Origin of the sequence: Microbacterium sp. CPCC 204701 (assembly GCF_004010105.1) — a bacterium.
Lineage (GTDB): Bacteria > Actinomycetota > Actinomycetes > Actinomycetales > Microbacteriaceae > Microbacterium.
This window is the reverse complement of record NZ_RRYE01000008.1, coordinates 19,463-35,348: the sequence shown is the minus strand read 5'-3', so window position 1 is coordinate 35,348 and position 15,886 is coordinate 19,463. Positions and strand designations below refer to the sequence as shown.

The 15,886-nt window shown below is 69.7% G+C and carries 18 protein-coding genes; 9 read left to right on the top strand and 9 right to left on the bottom strand.

The features are described from left to right. Window positions 1-580 (bottom strand): glycosyltransferase (locus tag EIO58_RS01885; RefSeq protein WP_164861481.1); only part of this gene is annotated, 580 nt, incomplete at its 3' end. A gap of 5 nt (window positions 581-585) precedes the next feature. After that, on the bottom strand, window positions 586-1,797 hold the full coding sequence (locus EIO58_RS01880) for a glycosyltransferase (RefSeq protein ID WP_240658524.1): 1,212 nt from the start codon (window positions 1,795-1,797) through the stop codon (window positions 586-588). 124 nt (window positions 1,798-1,921) lie between these two features. Between EIO58_RS01880 and EIO58_RS01875 the strand changes: the two genes are divergently transcribed. From EIO58_RS01875 to EIO58_RS01840, 8 genes are all read left to right on the top strand, one after another. Beyond that, window positions 1,922-2,581: a hypothetical protein gene (locus EIO58_RS01875; protein WP_127817996.1), complete on the top strand. Its 660-nt coding sequence runs from the start codon at window positions 1,922-1,924 to the stop codon at window positions 2,579-2,581. 11 nt (window positions 2,582-2,592) lie between these two features. Beyond that, window positions 2,593-3,429: an LLM class F420-dependent oxidoreductase gene (locus EIO58_RS01870; protein WP_127817995.1), complete on the top strand. Its 837-nt coding sequence runs from the start codon at window positions 2,593-2,595 to the stop codon at window positions 3,427-3,429. A 63-nt stretch (window positions 3,430-3,492) separates the two neighbouring features. Further along, the gene (locus EIO58_RS01865) at window positions 3,493-4,164 is read left to right on the top strand and encodes a GAP family protein (protein ID WP_127817994.1); all 672 of its coding nucleotides are present in this window, start codon (window positions 3,493-3,495) and stop codon (window positions 4,162-4,164) included. Between the two features lie 61 nt (window positions 4,165-4,225). Next, the gene (locus EIO58_RS01860; RefSeq protein ID WP_127818002.1) at window positions 4,226-5,119 is read left to right on the top strand and encodes a formylglycine-generating enzyme family protein; all 894 of its coding nucleotides are present in this window, start codon (window positions 4,226-4,228) and stop codon (window positions 5,117-5,119) included. A 61-nt stretch (window positions 5,120-5,180) separates the two neighbouring features. Further along, complete coding sequence (gene cls / locus EIO58_RS01855) at window positions 5,181-6,656, top strand: cardiolipin synthase (RefSeq protein ID WP_240658523.1); 1,476 nt, start codon at window positions 5,181-5,183, stop codon at window positions 6,654-6,656. 348 nt (window positions 6,657-7,004) lie between these two features. Continuing rightward, on the top strand, window positions 7,005-7,388 hold the full coding sequence (locus tag EIO58_RS01850) for an SHOCT domain-containing protein (RefSeq protein ID WP_127817993.1): 384 nt from the start codon (window positions 7,005-7,007) through the stop codon (window positions 7,386-7,388). A 22-nt stretch (window positions 7,389-7,410) separates the two neighbouring features. Further along, on the top strand, window positions 7,411-7,830 hold the full coding sequence (locus EIO58_RS01845; protein ID WP_127817992.1) for a DUF6325 family protein: 420 nt from the start codon (window positions 7,411-7,413) through the stop codon (window positions 7,828-7,830). Between the two features lie 11 nt (window positions 7,831-7,841). Next, the gene (locus EIO58_RS01840) at window positions 7,842-8,189 is read left to right on the top strand and encodes an SHOCT domain-containing protein (protein WP_127817991.1); all 348 of its coding nucleotides are present in this window, start codon (window positions 7,842-7,844) and stop codon (window positions 8,187-8,189) included. Window positions 8,190-8,242: 53 nt separating this feature from the next. Here the strand turns inward: EIO58_RS01840 and EIO58_RS01835 are convergent, their stop codons facing one another. The 4 genes from EIO58_RS01835 to EIO58_RS01825 all read right to left on the bottom strand — a co-directional run bounded on the left by EIO58_RS01835 (window position 8,243) and on the right by EIO58_RS01825 (window position 10,996). After that, window positions 8,243-9,058, bottom strand: a complete 816-nt coding sequence (locus tag EIO58_RS01835; RefSeq protein ID WP_164861480.1) for a potassium channel family protein — start codon at window positions 9,056-9,058, stop codon at window positions 8,243-8,245. Window positions 9,059-9,107: 49 nt separating this feature from the next. Further along, the gene (locus EIO58_RS01830) at window positions 9,108-10,190 is read right to left on the bottom strand and encodes an AI-2E family transporter (protein WP_240658522.1); all 1,083 of its coding nucleotides are present in this window, start codon (window positions 10,188-10,190) and stop codon (window positions 9,108-9,110) included. Continuing rightward, on the bottom strand, window positions 10,187-10,411 hold the full coding sequence (locus EIO58_RS18585; RefSeq protein WP_164861476.1) for a hypothetical protein: 225 nt from the start codon (window positions 10,409-10,411) through the stop codon (window positions 10,187-10,189). The genes EIO58_RS01830 and EIO58_RS18585 overlap by 4 nt, the downstream gene beginning before the upstream one ends. A gap of 165 nt (window positions 10,412-10,576) precedes the next feature. After that, window positions 10,577-10,996, bottom strand: coding sequence for an MmcQ/YjbR family DNA-binding protein (locus tag EIO58_RS01825; RefSeq protein WP_127817990.1), 420 nt, complete (start codon window positions 10,994-10,996; stop codon window positions 10,577-10,579). Window positions 10,997-11,307: 311 nt separating this feature from the next. On the opposite strand from EIO58_RS01825, the gene EIO58_RS01820 reads away from it, so the two are divergent. Continuing rightward, on the top strand, window positions 11,308-12,342 hold the full coding sequence (locus EIO58_RS01820; protein ID WP_127817989.1) for a zinc-dependent alcohol dehydrogenase family protein: 1,035 nt from the start codon (window positions 11,308-11,310) through the stop codon (window positions 12,340-12,342). 43 nt (window positions 12,343-12,385) lie between these two features. Here EIO58_RS01820 and EIO58_RS01815 read toward each other — a convergent pair whose 3' ends face one another. From EIO58_RS01815 to EIO58_RS01805, 3 genes are all read right to left on the bottom strand, one after another. After that, window positions 12,386-13,276 carry an LLM class flavin-dependent oxidoreductase gene (locus tag EIO58_RS01815; protein ID WP_127817988.1) on the bottom strand — a complete coding sequence of 297 codons (891 nt, stop codon included), beginning with the start codon at window positions 13,274-13,276 and terminating at the stop codon, window positions 12,386-12,388. 145 nt (window positions 13,277-13,421) lie between these two features. Then, window positions 13,422-14,441, bottom strand: coding sequence for a serine hydrolase domain-containing protein (locus EIO58_RS01810; protein ID WP_127817987.1), 1,020 nt, complete (start codon window positions 14,439-14,441; stop codon window positions 13,422-13,424). 149 nt (window positions 14,442-14,590) lie between these two features. Beyond that, entirely contained in the window at window positions 14,591-15,370 is a 780-nt protein-coding gene (locus tag EIO58_RS01805; protein ID WP_127817986.1) for a family 16 glycosylhydrolase, read from the bottom strand. Window positions 15,371-15,886: the final 516 nt, after the last annotated feature.

Below are 15,886 nucleotides of genomic sequence, written 5' to 3'. Positions count from 1 at the left end.
CGACCACGCCGTGCTGCTCGAGGCGCCGAGCGAAGTGCGCAGACGGCGCGGTGACGGCGGATGCCCCGGCCGCGAGTCCGCGCAGGTACGCCCAGCCGTCCGAACCCGCCGCCGAGGCCCCGAGCGCGCGCCGCTGCCAGGCGTTCAGCGCACGGAGCACGAGCTTCGGGAACGGCGCCGTCGCCTCGATGCCCACATCGACGCGGTTGTGCATGGTGTGCACGACCGGCAGCCCGTGGCGCGCCGCGAAGCGGTGGCCGATGAAGGCGCCCCAGAAGTCGGCCTGCACGTGCACGACGTCGACCGGCGGACGTGCGCTCAGCGCGGCATCCACCCACCGGTCGGTGCGCCGGCCCGGCCACGACATCGAGTACTCGCGATCGGGAGTGATCGGGATCGACGGGATGTCGGCATACGCGTCGTCGGCAGCGATCGACCGGCCGCGGAACCCGTGCACGGCCGGAGCCACCATGGTCACGGTGTGGCCGGCCCTCTCGAGGAGCCGTCGCTGCAGTCGCATCGAGACCTGCGCCCCGCCGAGCGTCTCGGCGTGCTGGTCGCCGAACATCACGACGTGCATCGGCGCTACTCGGGCAGCGGCTCGTCGCGGTACAGCGCCTCGAAGGTGTCGAGCGTGCGGCGCATATCGTGGACCTTCACGCCCTCCAGCGACGCCCTCTGCATACGCAGGCGCTCTTCGGGCGACTGGGTCAGCACGGTGGTGAGCTTCGCCGTGAGGTCGTCGACGTCGCCTGGCCGGAACAGGTAGCCGTTCTCACCGTCGTGCACGAGGTGCGGCAGCGCCACGGCGTCGGCGGCCACGATCGGCAGTCCCGAGGCCATCGCCTCCATCGTGGCGATCGACTGCAGCTCTGCGATCGAGGCGATCACGAACAGGCTCGCGTGCGTGAGATAGCCGCGAAGCTCTTCGTCGGTGGTATGGCCGTGGAAGAACACGCGGTCCGAGAGTCCCAGCTCCGCGGTCAGCTGCTCGAGATTGCGGCGCTGGTCGCCGTTGCCGACGACGTCGAAGCGCACGTCGAGCGCCGGGTCGAGCTGGGCTATGGCGCGCATGATCACGTCGATCTGCTTCTCGGTCGTCAGCCGGCCGACGAAGACCAGGCGATGCGCGTCGCGCGGCGTGAGGTCTGCGGTGTAGTTGCCCGCGTCGATGCCGCAGCTGATCGGGATGACGCCCGCGATGTCGATCGTCGACTCCAGGAAGTCGGCGGCCCGACGCGTCGGGGTGGTGACCGCCCGGGTCAGGTCGAACGTGCGCTTCGCGTCGGCCCACGCGATCTTCACCGCCACCTTGTTGAGCGAGTCGGGCAGCGTGGTGAAGTCGAGGATGTTCTCGGCCATCACGTGGTTGGTCGCGACGATCGGGATGCCGCGCTTGCGCGCCTCACGAGCCAGGCCCCGCCCGATCACGATGTGGGACTGGATGTGGACGACGTCGGGCTTCACCTCGTCGAGCACGCGGCGCGCGTAATGCTTCGACATCCACGGCAGAACGAAGGTGAGCCAGTCGTGCGGGTACCAGCGCCACGACGGCAGTCGGTGCATCGTCATCGGCTGGCCCTCGATCGTCTCGGCGAAGGTGCCGTGGTTGCGGTGGCCGGCGCTCGGGGCCATGACGTGGATGTCGTGGCCGCGCGCGACGAGGCCGGCGGCAAGACGCTCGGCGAAGCGCGCGGCGCCGTTGACGTGGGGGAGGAAGGTGTCGGCACCGATGAGAATCGTGAGCGGACGCGGGTTCGCGGCGTCGGTGTCGTCGGGCGTCGCAGGATCGGTCACGGGATGGGGGCCTGTCTGTGCGGCGGGCGAGCGTCGGTCGGGGTGGATGACGCGAATCCACTGTACCCGAGGGGGTTCCCCGGCCCGGGGAACGCACACGGGTGCGGCACGTACTCTTGGAGGCATGCCCCGACTCCAGGCCGACGCGGATCCGAACCTCTGGGTGCCGGTGACGGAGTCACTCGGCTTCCGAGGACGCCGACATCGCAAGGCGGCGATCCGGATGCTGCTGTCACAGGCCGGGGCCGCGCTCGGCGACCCGAATGCCTCGGCGATCGGCCGGGGCGCGTCGACAGGCTCAGCGACCGGGGCCGGCTCAGCGTCCGGAAGGCGCGGCGGCGGAGTCGCGGCGTGGGCGATGAGCCAGGCGGCGCCGTTTCTGATGCGCAAGGCCGCGGGCCGCGTGCTGGTGTGGGTGTTCAAGTCCGATCCCGAGCTCGTCGTGGTGATGGCGCAGATCCAGCAGGCGACGAACGACCTCCGTGCGGCCCGCGCGATGATGCCGATGGAGTACGACGACACCGAGTCGTTCCGCAACCCGCACCTCGGGGTGGGCGAGAAGCTCGAGATGGCGCTTCCGCCCGACCCGCGCACTCCCCCGTTCGCCACGTACACATGGGACACCGGCACCCACTTCGTGACGGTGACCGCGGTCTGCTCCGACCGCGAGCGCTTCGGCACCGTGATCGGCGCCGTCGACGACCTCGCGCGGACGCTGCGGGTCGTCGACGACCTGGCTGTCGGCGAGTCGCCCGACGTGCTGCGCATCGAGCCTCGCAACTGAGGCAGCACCGCATGACCGCGTCGAGGCATCCGGCCGACCACCGTCACCTGCGGATCGGCGTGCAGCTCGCGCCGCAGCACGCACCCTATCCGGCCTTCCGCGACGCGGTGCTGCGCGCGGAGGACCTCGGCGTCGACGCGATCTTCAACTGGGATCACTTCTTCCCGATCACCGAACCCCTCGAGGCCGAGCACCACGAGGCGTGGACCGTGCTCGCTGCGATGGCCGAGCAGACCGAGCGGGTGGAGTTCGGACCGCTCGTCAACTGCAGCCCCTATCGCAACGCCGACCTGCAGGCCGACATGGCTCGCACGATCGACCACATCAGCGCCGGTGCGACCGGCTCCGGCCGGTTCATCTTCGGCACTGGCTCGGGCTGGGCGCAGCGCGACTTCGACGAGTACGGCTTCGGGTTCGGCACGGTGGGCTCGCGGCTCGACACGCTCGCCGCAGACCTGCCCCGGATCCGTGCGCGCTGGGACCGCCTGAACCCGGCGCCTACCCGCCGCATCCCGGTGCTCATCGGCGGGCAGGGCGAGCGCAAGACGCTGCAGCTGGTGGCGCAGCACGCCGACATCTGGCACACCTTCACACCGCTCGACGACCTGCCCGGCAAGATCGGCGTCCTGCACGAGTGGTGCGACCGCGAGGGCCGCGACCCTGCCGACATCGAGCTGTCGACCGGTTTCACCGTGCGCGGGTTCGGTCCGCTCCTCGAGGCAGGCGCGCCCGACCGCCTCTACGAGCTCGGCTTCCGGCTGATCGTGCCGGCGATCGACGGCCCGGACTACGACCTCGCGCCGCTGAAGCCCTTGCTGGAGTGGCGAGACCGCATCAACGGCGGGTGATGCCGATCGGCGCTACGGTGGGGCCGAACAGCCACCACCGCACCGCCGTCAGGGAGGCCTCGCATGGGCACCGTCATTGGAGACATCCTTCCCCTCGCCCTCGGCGTGGCGATCAGCCCGATCCCGATCATCGCCGCGATCCTGATGCTGCTCTCGCCGAAGGCGCGCGTCACGAGCGTCGGCTTCCTGCTGGGCTGGATCGTCGGCATCGTGGTCGCCGTCACGGTGTTCACGCTGCTGTCGTCGGTGCTGCCGGGCGGCGACGCGGATGACTCGAACCCGGTCAAGGGCGTCATCCGGCTCGCGCTCGGCCTGCTGCTCCTGCTGCTCGCGCTGCGGCAGTGGCGCGGCCGGCCGAAGGCGGGCGAAGAGCCGGCGCTGCCGAAGTGGATGCAGGCGATCGACCAGGTCACCTTCGCCAAGGCGCTCGGCCTCGGACTCCTTCTGTCGGCGGTCAATCCCAAGAACCTGCTGCTCGCGGCCGCCGCCGGCACCGACATCGGATCGGCCGGGCTCGACACCGGCTCGGTCGTGCTCGCGATCGCGGTGTTCACGCTGATTGCGGCGTCCACGATCCTCATTCCGGTCGTCGGCTACCTCGTCGCCGCCGAGAGGCTGAAAGCGCCGCTCGCCTCGCTGCGAGGCTGGCTCGCGAAGGAGAACGCCGTCATCATGGCCGTGCTGCTGCTCGTCATCGGCGTGAACCTCATCGGCAGGGGGATCGGCGCCTTCTGACCTGCAGCGCCCGACTACGGTGGAACGTGTGACCTCCGCTGCACGCCGACCCGAGCACGACATGGTGTTGCTTCCGGGCGGAGTGTTCCGCATGGGGTCCGAGGACTTCTACCCCGACGAGCGCCCCGTGCACGAGCGCGAAGTGGGTGCGTTCTGGATCGACCGCTGCGAGGTCACGAACGAGCAGTACGCCGCGTTCGTCGACGACACCCGGTACGTGACGGTCGCCGAGCGCGCGCTCGATCCGGCCGCGTTCCCCGGTGCCGATCCCGCCGATCTGGTGCCGGGGGCGATGGTCTTCACTCCGACCGCCGGCCCGACCGATCTGCAGGACTGGCGCAACTGGTGGCGCTGGCAGCCGGGCGCGTACTGGCGCCGGCCGTTCGGCCCCGACTCGTCGATCGACGAGCGGATGCGGCATCCGGTCGTCCACATCGCGTTCGAGGATGCCGTCGCCTACGCCGACTGGGCAGGCCTGCGTCTTCCGACCGAGGCCGAGCACGAGTACGCGGCGCGCGGCGGTCTCGACGGCAAGCCGTTCGCCTGGGGCGACGAGCCCTACCCCGACGGCGTCCCGCAGGCGAACTCGTGGCTCGGGCGCTTTCCCTACGACAACCAGGGGGTCGGAGATGCCGCGCCGGTGGCCTCGTACGCCGCCAACGGCTTCGGGCTGTACGACATGACCGGCAACGTGTGGGAGTGGACCACCGACTATTACACCCCGCGACACCTGCGCCTCTCCGACAAGCCGGTCGATGCGGGCAAGCGCGAGAACCTTCTCGCCGCCGCGAGCGCCCAGGAGGGATTCCCCGCCATCCCGCGCCGCGTGCTGAAGGGCGGGTCGCACCTGTGCTCGCCGGACTACTGCCTGCGGTTCCGTCCGGCCGCGCGCTCGCCGCAGGCCGAAGACACCGGGATGTCGCATATCGGTTTCCGCTGCGTGCGCGACGTCTGACCCCCCGGTTTCACGCGCACTGCGCTATGTGCGGGAGTCGGGGGCGCGGCAGACTGACCCCGTGGACCTGCTTCTCAGCGCCAACCTGTCCTGGGGCGTCGCCGTGCTCGTGCACCTCGTCATCGTCGTCGTGGCGCTCATCTACCTCCCTCGCGGCCGCAAGCCGACGGCGGCGATGGCGTGGCTGCTGCTGATCGCGATCCTCCCGGGGATCGGCATCATCCTCTACCTCGTCATCGGGAACTTCCGCCTGCCGCCGCGGCGACGGGGCGAACAGGCCCGGATCGACGCGATGATCCGCCGCAACGTCGCCGACAAGCAGCTCGGGAAGAGCGACGCGGACTGGCCGCGGTGGTTCGAGCGGGTGGTGCAGCAGAACGAGACGCTCACCGCGCTGCCGGCATCGTGGGGCAACGAGGCGGAGCTGTACGACGACTACCAGGCGTCGATCGACGCGATGGCGGCCGAGATCGAGACCGCGCAGCGTTTCGTGCACGTGGAGTTCTTCATCGTCGCGTGGGATGACACGACCCGCGGCTTCTTCGCCGCGATGGAGCGGGCCGTCGCCCGGGGCGTCACCGTGCGCCTGCTCGCCGACCACTTCTCGACGAAACGCCTCCCCAACGCCACGCAGACCCTGGCCGAGCTCGACCGCATCGGCGTGACGTGGGCGTGGATGCTCCCGGTCATGCCGTTCCAGGGCAAGTACCAGCGCCCCGACCTGCGCAACCACCGCAAGATCGTCGTGGCCGACGGCCGCGTCGGGTTCATGGGCTCGCAGAACCTCATCGACCGCAGCTACGACTCCCCGAAGACAATCAAGCGCGGTCTCAAGTGGCAGGAGCTCATGACGCGGCTGACCGGCCCGGTCGTCGCCGAGGTCAACACCGTCTTCCTGTCGGACTGGCTCATCGAGACCGGCGAAGACCTGTCGCCGACCGAGCACCTGCCCGCGACCGAGATCGCGCAGTCGACCGCAGCGGATGCCCTGATGTCCCAGGTGGTGCCGAGCGGCCCGGGCTACGAGACCGAGAACAACCTACGGCTGTTCCTCTCGCTCATCTACGGTGCGACCGAGAAGGTCATCCTGACGAGCCCGTACTTCGTGCCCGACGAGGCGATGGTGTATGCCATCACGAGCGCGTGCCAGCGCGGCGTCGAGGTGCAGCTGTTCGTGTCCGAGATCGGCGACCAGTTCATGGTGTGGCACGCGCAGCGGTCGTACTACGGCGTGCTGCTCGAGGCCGGAGTGCGCATCTTCCTCTACCCGGCGCCGTTCATCCTGCATTCGAAGCACTTCTCGATCGACGACGACATCGCCGTGATCGGATCGAGCAACATGGACATCCGCTCGTTCAGCCTCAACAGCGAGGTCTCGCTGCTGGTACGCGGGGAGTCCTTCGTCTCCGCGATGCGCGAGGTCGAGCAGGGCTACCGCGATGCGGGCCGCGAGCTCACCCTGGAGGAATGGCGCCGCGAGCCCAAGAAGGCCACGTTCCTCGACGGCGTGATGCGGCTCACCTCGGCGCTCAACTGAGATCGGTCGCTCTCGGAAGGTCGACCCAGCCGTCCTCGCGGTCCGTGGCTGCCGGTCGCGCCGGCTCCGGGCGGTCCGCAGTCAAACCTTCTGATTTGTCGCGGATCAGCGAAAGGGTGGCCGAACCGGCCAGCACGCCGGCGAGGCGGCCCGAACGCGGGGGGGCATCGGTGGGCGCCATTCCCTCATGATCGCGGCATCCGGCACCACGCCACGCCGAGGTGGGACGCCCGTCGGCATTCTTCACCCCATTTCACGCGGATCGGGGGATGCCCCGCGCCGAGGTGAGGGCTAGGTTCATACCAGCGGCGGGCGCTGGGCCCGTCCCAACGATTGGCGCCACGCACCATGGGCTTTTGGGATTTCCTCCTCTGGATCTTCTGGGTTTTCGTCTTCGTCGCGTACCTGATGGTCGTGTTCTCGATCATCGCCGACATCTTCCGCGACCGCGCGCTGAACGGCTGGCTCAAGGCCGTCTGGATCCTGTTCCTGATTTTCGTACCGTTCCTGACCGCGCTCATCTACCTCATCGCCCGAGGCTCCGGCATGCAGCGGCGATCGCTCGCCCAGGCACAGGCGATCCAGTCGGCCCAAGCCGAGTACATCCGACAGGCGGCCGGCTCCGCGCCGAGTCCCGCCGACGATATCGCGCGGGCCAAGTCGCTCCTGGACGCCGGCACGGTCACGCAGGCCGAATTCGACGCACTCAAGGCCAAGGCGCTGTCGGCCTAGCCGGCGCCCGAGAGGAGAAGACATGACGACCTTCGACTACGGTCCGATCGAGTTCTATGCGATCGGCTTCGACGGCGACCGGCCCGGACCCGATGTGCTCGCGGCGGTGGACGACCTCGTGGCGTCGGGCACGGTGAACCTGCTGGACCTGGTTTTCGCGCGGCGTTCGCCCGAGGGAGAGCTCGAGATTCTCGAGCTCTCCGACACGATCGACGACGGCGGCGCTCCGGCACTCGACCTCGCCGGCCTCGCCGGCGAGGAAGACATCGAGGTCCTCGCGGAAGGCCTCGAGCCGGGTTCGTCCGCGGCGATCCTCGTGGTCGAGCTGCTGTGGGCGAAGTCGTTCGCGGCCGCGCTCTACGACGCCGGCGGGACGGTCATCGCCCGCCACGGCATCCCCGCACCGATCGTGAACGCGTTTCTCACAGAGAACGCCGGCTGAAGGAGGCAGACATGCTCCGCAGACTAGGACGACCCGGCCTCATCGGAATGGCGGCGCGCACGGCCGTCGTCGCCGGGACGGCGACCGCCGTCTCAGGCGGCGTCGCGCGTCATCAGCAGCAGAAGGCCTACCAGCAGCAGGAGGTGCAGGCCGCCGAGGCCCAGCAGCAGCAGGCGGCCATGGAGGCGGCCGCCGCCCAGGCGGTCGCGGCGCAGATGCCTCAGCAGGCGCCCTCGGCGCCCGCCTCAGGCCCGGGCGATGAGCTCATGGCGCAGCTCAGCCAGCTCGGACAGCTGCACGCACAGGGCATACTCTCCGACGACGAGTTCGCCGCCGCGAAGGCCAAGCTGCTCGCCTGACGACTCCGACGCCGAGAGGGCCGCACCATCGGGACGTCGTGCGGCCTTCCGGGTCAGCCTCCGGGACGGTCGTCGCCGCCGTTGCCGAGGTCTTCCCATCCCTCGACGTCGGCCTCGTGGCGGGGCTCGCCTGTGCCGCCGCCCACTCCACGGGATCCGCCGGTGTCGGGCGAGGCCGGTGCCGCGGCGAGCGCGTCGATCTTGGTCATCAACGTCCGCATCTGCGCCCGGGTGGCCGGCTCGTGCGCCTCACTGCCGCCGGCGGCGCGCTCGAGAACCCACGACGCCAGTGACGCCGTGATGATGCCGGCGAGTGCGACGCCGCCGAACATCAGCGCGGCCGCGACCGCTCGTCCGGCATCCGTCACGGGCACGTAGTCGCCGTAGCCCGTCGTCGTGACGGTCACGCACGCCCACCACAGCGCGATTCCGAACGACGTGATGCCGGCGCCGGGCGCATGGCGCTCGACCTCGAGCTCGGCGAGCGAGGCGATGTAGATCAGGATCACCGCCGCGCCGATGCTGTACACCATGATCCGTACGCGCAGCCGATCGCCTGCGGTGGATCGCACCCCCGGCAGCATGGTCAGGAAGCCGAGGAGGCGCACGAGGCGGAGCACCGGCATCAGTGCGAAGGCGAGATCCTGCAGGTGCGTGCGGAACCACACCATCCTGTGCTCGGCCATGAGCAGTCGCACGAAGTAGTCGACGATGAACATGGCCCACGTGACGAGCACGACGATCGATGCGACGGCATGCGCAGGGCCGGCGGGATCGGCGATCACCCGCCACGAGTACACGATGAGATACACGAGACTCGCGATCATGAGCGGGATCTCGGTGCGCCTGCGCCACGTCGCCTCGTTCACACGCGCATCCTCCCGCACCCGAGGGAGCGCACCGTCGAGCCGCGCCGGTTCACCAGGGGGGCGCCTTCGCGCGCGGGGTCGCTGAGCGGTCACCCGACAGCCATCGCACCCACAGCGCGTGCGGATCGCCCTCGAGCACCAGGGCGCGCACCGACAGGGTGAGCGGGATCGAGAGGATGGCGCCCAGCGGGCCGATGACGAAGGTCCAGAAGATGACGGCGAAGAAGCTCAGCGTGAGGCTGAGATCAACCGCGTCGCTGACGAACTTGGGCTGCACGAGCACCTGCAGCACCACGTTCACGACCGAGTAGATCGCGATCACGGCAAGCAGCATCGGCCAGCCGCCGACGACGAAGCCGAGCACCGCCGGCGGTACGAGACCCAGCACGAACCCGATGTTGGGCACGAAGTTCGTCACGAACGCGAGGACCGCCCACACCACGGGCGCGGGAACGCCGAGGGCCCACAGCGCGAGCCCGTCGATGATCGCCACGACGGCACCGAACGAGGCGTTGACGATGTAGTACCGACGGATGCCGCTGTTCAGGCGACCAATGCGCGCCAGCACCGGACGGTGCCCGTCGCCGAACACGCGTCCGGCATCGCGGTAGCGCGCCGCGTCGGCGGCCAGGAAGATGATGTACGCGAACACGAAGAAGAGCGCCGTCGCGACGCCGATCGCGGTGCCGCCGAGACTCGACGCCAGTTCGAGGAGCGTCTGCGGGTCGAGGACGGCGGCCGCGGCATCCGACGCCTCCTCGTCGAGGCCGACGGACTGCAGCCACGCGATCAGATCGTCGACGCTCCCGCGGAGCTCGTCGGCGAACTGCCCGACGAGCTGCGCGAATTGCGTGCCGGCGACCCACAGCAGAACGCCCATGACGACCAGCACGAGGTAGCCGACGACGATGACCGCGGTCGTGCCCGCCCAGCGCGGCCACCCGCGCCGCTCGAGCGGCCGGCGCACCGGCTCGCAGATGACCACGAGGACGATCGCGAGCGCCAGCGGACCGAAGATGTCGCGGGCGAAGAAGATCCCGGCCAGCACGACCACCCCGGCAGCGAGCCCCAGGAGCACGCGCAGGCTCGGCGACAGCATGGGGGGCGCGGGGGTCGGGTCGGCGCGCTTCACGAGTTCAGGGTAGGGGTCGCGGCGAGCGCGGCGACGAGGGCGCGCTGGGCATCCCCTCCTGTCAGCCCTCGGCCGGGAGGACCTGCGACCAGGGACACGTGGCGCTCCTGCCGGGAGAAGGCGGCGACGGATGCCTCGTACTCCTCGACGCAGTGCCGTTTGTATGCAAGTTCGGCAGGAACCACCTCGGCGACCGCGACGAGTCCCTCCCGACCGCGCACGGCTTCGACGAGTCTTCGGCAACCTGTACCACCTCAGTGCCGGAGAGAGCCCGAGCACCCCGATCATCCGAAGGCGGAGGAGTTCCCGCCGGTGCGAGGTCCTGCCGCGGAGGCCAGGTCTCGCCACGGACGCCAGTCCGGAGGCAGCTGTGCTGCCGAGACGAACTATTCGCGCGGGGGCGGGTGGAGCGCGAGCCACTCGTCAGCCGCGCGCTTGGGCGCCTTGCGCAGCCACGCGTCCGTGATCACCTCGCGCAGGTGGTCCACCTCGATCGCGTCGAGGCGCCCCAGCACGGCCGGGTAGCCGTCGAAGTGCGGGATGGTGAAGAAGACGTCGGGGTGGGTCTCGATGAGGGCCTCCTTCGTCTGAACCCCGTTCGTGCGCACGCCGATCACCTCACCGGCCGGCCACTCGCGGCCGAGGGCGGCCAGCTGCTGAAGGTCGCGGCCGCTCGGACCGCGCTGCCACACGAACGCTCCCGACGGCATCCGCCAGGACGCGCCACCGCGATGCCCGTCGGGGCGCTCGATCACGCCCGGAAAGCCCAGCGCGATCGCGCGCACGTCGTCGAGAGTCGTCGCCACGGACCCATCATGCGCCGGAACGGGTCCGCGGACGAGGGATCAGAGCCAGCCGCTCGACATCCAGGCGCTCGGCCGGCGGAGCGGGTGGCGCTCCACGCCGCCGCGCCACCGCAGGACTGACTCGGCGCTCGAGCTGCCGATGCCGGCTGGTTGTCCGTCGTGGCACCCGTCGCAGGGGCACTGGCACTACCGTGGTGGCGATGTGTGAATCCTCGCGGGCTTCCGACAGCGCCACCGACCCGGGCGACGCCACGGCCGACGGGTTCCCGGCAGCGGCAGGTCCTGCCTCGACACGCGACCGAGGAGAAGAGATGCAAGCATGGACGACGTTCGGCGATGGCATCGCGGCACTTCGTGCGGTCACCGTGGAACTTCCCACACCGGGCCCCGCCGAGGTGCTGGTGAGAGTCCGTGCGCTGTCTCTGAACTTTCGGGACCTCTTGGTCATCGAAGGCGTTTCGGGATGGCGGCCGTCGGCCCCCGTCATCCCGATCTCGGACGCGGTCGGAGAGGTCGTCGCGACCGGTGATCGTGTATCCCGGTTCGCCGTCGGCGACCGCGTGTTGGCGGCGTTCCTCCCACGCTGGCGAGACGGACAGCTGACAGCAGAGGTCTACACGATGCCGGTGGGCGGGCCGGTGAACCGCGGGATGCTCGCCGAATACGTCGTGGTGGACGAGGAAGAGGCCGTGCACGCGCCTGTCCGTCTTGACGACGTCAGGGCGGCGACGCTGCCGGTCGCCGGCGTGACAGCCTGGCACGCGCTCAGTCGCACTGCTCCTCGAACGGGTGAGACGGTGCTTGTCCACGGGACGGGTGGAGTCGCGCTCTACGCCGCCCAGATCGCCGTCGCTCTCGGCGCTCGGGTGATCGTCACCTCGAGCAGCGACGTCAAGCTGCAGCGCGTGCGCGATCTCGGCGTGTCCGCGACGATCAACTACCGGACCGATGACGTCGCCGCGCGGGTGCGGCAGCTCACCGACGGGGCCGGTGCCGACGTGGTCGTCGAGACGATCGGCGGCTCGAATCTCGACGTCTCGCTGGAGGCACTCCGGATCGGGGGGCGGATCGCGTTCATCGGTCTGATCGCGGGTGTGAAGGCCGAAATCAGCACTTACCTGCTGGTCACCAAGAACGCCACGATTCACGGCATCGAGACCGGCTCGCGCGCGATGCTCGAGGAACTGGTCTCCTTCGTCGACGAGCAGGGTCTCGAGCCCGTGATCGACTCCACCTACAGCTGGAACGACGTCCCAGAAGCGCTCGCTCACCTCAAGTCAGGCAGTCACTTCGGAAAGGTCACCGTCGCGCTCGCTTCATCATCGGACGGAGCCGGACCTGCCTGAATGAGTCGACGACCTGCGCATGACTCGATCGATCCTCAACGCTTCAGGGCAGGTCACCCGGAGCGCCGGATGTCGCGTTCGCGTCCTGCAGCACGTCTGCGAGGAGCGTGAGCTGCCTGTCAGCATCCTCACCCCGCGGCCACAGCACGGCGATCGTCGAGATGCCGAGAGCTGCGTACCTGTCGATCGCGTCCTCGAACGCAGTCCGGGAGGCCAGCGGTCGCTCAGACCCGTAGCCGAGCACAGCCAGCCGCGGCAGGCTCGAGGGGTCACGACCGATGCCCTCGCACACCCGGTCGAGCAGCAGCGACTGCCTGGCGATCTCGGCGTGCGCCGTGGCGGCCGCGACCCGGGGATCCTGGGCCACATCCTGGGTGATCCACAGGTCGGCGAACTGGGCGGCGACCCGCATTCCCTTGGTTCCCGTAGCCGCCACAGCGATCGCCGGCGCGTGCGCCGGCGAACCCCCGAGTCGGGTGTCGACCACCGTCGTCCAGCGCCCCGACACGTTCGATCGTTCACGCCGCAGCAGCTCGCGCAACTGCCCCGTCCATTCCTCGAATCGGGCCATGCGGTCCGCGCGGCCGATCGGGGTGCCGCCGAGTGCGTCAGAGTCAGCGCCGGATCCGCCCGCTCCGACGCCCACGACGAGACGCCCTTGGGCGACATCCTGCACCGTCAGCATCGCCTTGGCTGTCAGCGCGGGGTGCCGAAAGTTCGGCGTGGTCACCATCGTCCCGATGCCGACGGTCGAGGTGGAGGCTGCGACCGCGGCGAGGAAGGTCGTCGCCTCATGCCACCGCTCGTGCCGGGGGTGCAGGTTGAGATGGTCGTAGACCCACCCCCGGACAATGCCGATCTGCTCGGCAGCCCTCCACTCGCCGGCGACATCTCGCCATCGGCGATCCGGCCACATGACCGCATCAATCTGCACGGCACTCCTCTCAGCGAGCAACGGCTGCTGCACCGTTCCACGACGCGGGAGAACGGCAGGCAGGGGGCGCAGCGTGACTCCCTGCGCCCGAGCCTAGACAGCAACGCGGTAGAGAACCGCGAACCGGGACCGATTGGCGGCGATCTCAGGATGAGGGCATCGGGTCAGCGCGGAACACCGCGTTCAGGGCGCGGACAACGGGCCAGGCGCCCGACTGGCTCGTGCTCAGCACGACGGCGTCGACTCGTGCTTCGGGGTAGGAGACTACTATTCCGCTCGCTCCGAAATTGACGCCTTCCTTCCAGAGCGAGCCCGGCCCGAACTCCAAGCCGAATCCATACTGCACCCGATCGTCGTGGCGGACCTGGGGCGTGAACCATGCCGCGGTGGACCGGGCCGAAAGCAGTCCACCGCCGCGCATTCCGCGGAGAAAGCGCAGCAGGTCCGCCGCCGTCGAGTGAGCTCCGCCGTCAGGTGAGCCGATGGGCGGGTAGGAGTAGATGTTCTGCTGCCACCGCCCGCCGACCATCTCTCCCCCCTCGGCTACTCGCGGCTCCGCATCGCGTCGATCGAAGAAGCCGGAATCGGTCATTCCGAGCGGCGCAAAGACCTCCTCGCCGACGAACTCACGATAGGAACGGCCGGAGACCGACTCGATCGCCAGCCCTACGAGCACGTATCCGACATTGCAGTAGCGGCACTGCCGGCCGGGCGCGGCCAGCGGTTGCTTGTGGGCGAAGTTCTTGAGGAAGTGCCGCGTCTCGGTGATGGCATAGTTGGGCGCGTCGACGAACAGATCCTCATAGTGCTCACCCGCCTCCTCGTCGGCGTCGTCGGCGATGCCGCTGGTGTGGGTCAGGAGGTGGCGCAGGGTCACGTCGCGCGAGATGGTCGTCCCCGCAAGATCGACGTGATCGTGGATGGAGTCATCGAGCGACAGCTTCCCCCGGTCTACCAGCACGAACGTCGCAGCGCTCGTGAACAGCTTCGTGATCGACGCGGTGTCGAATCGCGTGTCGGACGCCATCGGAACCCGCCATCTGCGGGAGGCGAGCCCGTTCGCAACGTCGAGGAGTCGATTCGCCTCCCAGGTTTCTGCCACGGCCACGCCGTGAAAGTCGCTGGAGGTCGCCGCCGCATGAATGGGCTCGAGGGACGAGTGCATGCATGCGAGCATAGACATCCGTCGAACCGCCGAGCTCGCACGACAATGGCTGCGGACGGAGGAATCAAGTGGAGCACCACATGCGGGGTGACGACTGCGTGCCGAGGCATCCCCGGGCGCGTGAGCCGGTCGCGCGGCCGCGTCTCGGATCAGGACGCGATCCATCCCCGGACGCGATGGACGAGGGCGGACTTCGGGTAGGTTCCGCTCGGCGGGCCGACCTCGAACAGGTCGATCATGAGGAACAGCGGATAGTCCGGCGCCTGCGGGATGCGCCGAACGACCACACCGTCGCACCCGATGACGGTCTCACCCCCACCCCAGATGACGGTCCACGTGTGCGGCCGCGAAGCGTCGAGCGGGATCGTCACCTCGGCCATGTCCGTGGTCAGCCGGCGATCGTGGTGGGCCTTCACGCCCGTACGCGCGCGGGTTGTCGCACCGATCGCGTCGGCGTCGATCTCGAACACGCAGATCTCGCCGGAGTCCGCCTCGGACAGGTGCTCGGTGCCGACGAGCCACGCAGCGAGCATGGCACCCGCGTCGCGGGTGGCCGACACGGTGATCTCGGCGCGGCCGCTCGACGGCGCGAAGCAAAGCTGAAGCGGGGTCTCGGTGCGGACGACCAGGCCGTCGTCGCGGTGACGATGGGTACCTCGGGCCGACCCGAGCGGCCCGGCGTAGGCGCCCGTCTGCAGGTTCGAGACCCGCAGCGGAGCGTCCTCGGGCCGCCAGTCCGGCTGGTCTTCGTCGATCCGCAGCTCGAGGCCCCCGGCCACGTGCCCGTATCGGGCCGCGGCGCGGTCGGGCGTGGTCCAGTGCGGCAGATAGGCCGCCACCCACCAGCGGTGGGTCAGCCCGCCCGAGAAGTCCTCGTCCAGCTCCGGAGCCCGGTCCGGCGATGGGGGGAGCTTCTCGGGCGGGCCCATGAGCCCATGGTCTCATGGTGCTCAGCCGCGGGGGGACGGCCGAGCGAAGGTGGTGAGGCGGCCCCCAGAGCCGCCTCACCACCGGCTCAGTACGCGCTGCCGGCGGCGACCGCGAGGGCCATGCCGCGTCGGCGGAGGGCTCTGCCGTCGTCCTCGATGCGGCGAAGAACGGAAGCGCTGGACATGCGGGGCCTTTGGATCGGGTGGAGCATGACCCGTCCCGTGACGAGCCATCGACCGGAGGCTCGATTCGAGGCGTGCACGCGCACGCGCCAGCCAGTCGGGTACCGCGGGGCTTCGGGGGCTCCGCGACCTGGCGAGGACGATCTCGCGTTCTCGGGTCGGGCCTGCACGGGCGAACCGCAGGCTGCGTCAGATGTCCGTGGACCTGCCGCTGGGTTCCTCTCGACCCAGTGACCGTCGTGGAGCACCACGACCGCACATGCCGAAGCCCGCGAAGCCGGATGACGCCTCCCGCGCGGTTCCCCGCGCATCGGCGCCACGGTCGCGACGCCG

Excerpts from the sequence above, each read along its gene's own strand:
- EIO58_RS01865 (WP_127817994.1), top strand. The coding sequence starts at position 3,493 with ATGGGCACCGTCATTGGAGACATCCTTCCCCTCGCCCTCGGCGTGGCG.
- EIO58_RS01850 (WP_127817993.1), top strand. The coding sequence starts at position 7,005 with ATGGGCTTTTGGGATTTCCTCCTCTGGATCTTCTGGGTTTTCGTCTTC.
- EIO58_RS01840 (WP_127817991.1), top strand. The coding sequence starts at position 7,842 with ATGCTCCGCAGACTAGGACGACCCGGCCTCATCGGAATGGCGGCGCGC.
- EIO58_RS01875 (WP_127817996.1), top strand. The coding sequence starts at position 1,922 with ATGCCCCGACTCCAGGCCGACGCGGATCCGAACCTCTGGGTGCCGGTG.
- EIO58_RS01845 (WP_127817992.1), top strand. The coding sequence starts at position 7,411 with ATGACGACCTTCGACTACGGTCCGATCGAGTTCTATGCGATCGGCTTC.
- EIO58_RS01810 (WP_127817987.1), bottom strand. The coding sequence starts at position 14,441 with ATGCACTCGTCCCTCGAGCCCATTCATGCGGCGGCGACCTCCAGCGAC.
- EIO58_RS01870 (WP_127817995.1), top strand. The coding sequence starts at position 2,593 with ATGACCGCGTCGAGGCATCCGGCCGACCACCGTCACCTGCGGATCGGC.
- EIO58_RS01805 (WP_127817986.1), bottom strand. The coding sequence starts at position 15,370 with ATGGGCCCGCCCGAGAAGCTCCCCCCATCGCCGGACCGGGCTCCGGAG.
- EIO58_RS01820 (WP_127817989.1), top strand. The coding sequence starts at position 11,308 with ATGCAAGCATGGACGACGTTCGGCGATGGCATCGCGGCACTTCGTGCG.
- EIO58_RS01860 (WP_127818002.1), top strand. The coding sequence starts at position 4,226 with ATGGTGTTGCTTCCGGGCGGAGTGTTCCGCATGGGGTCCGAGGACTTC.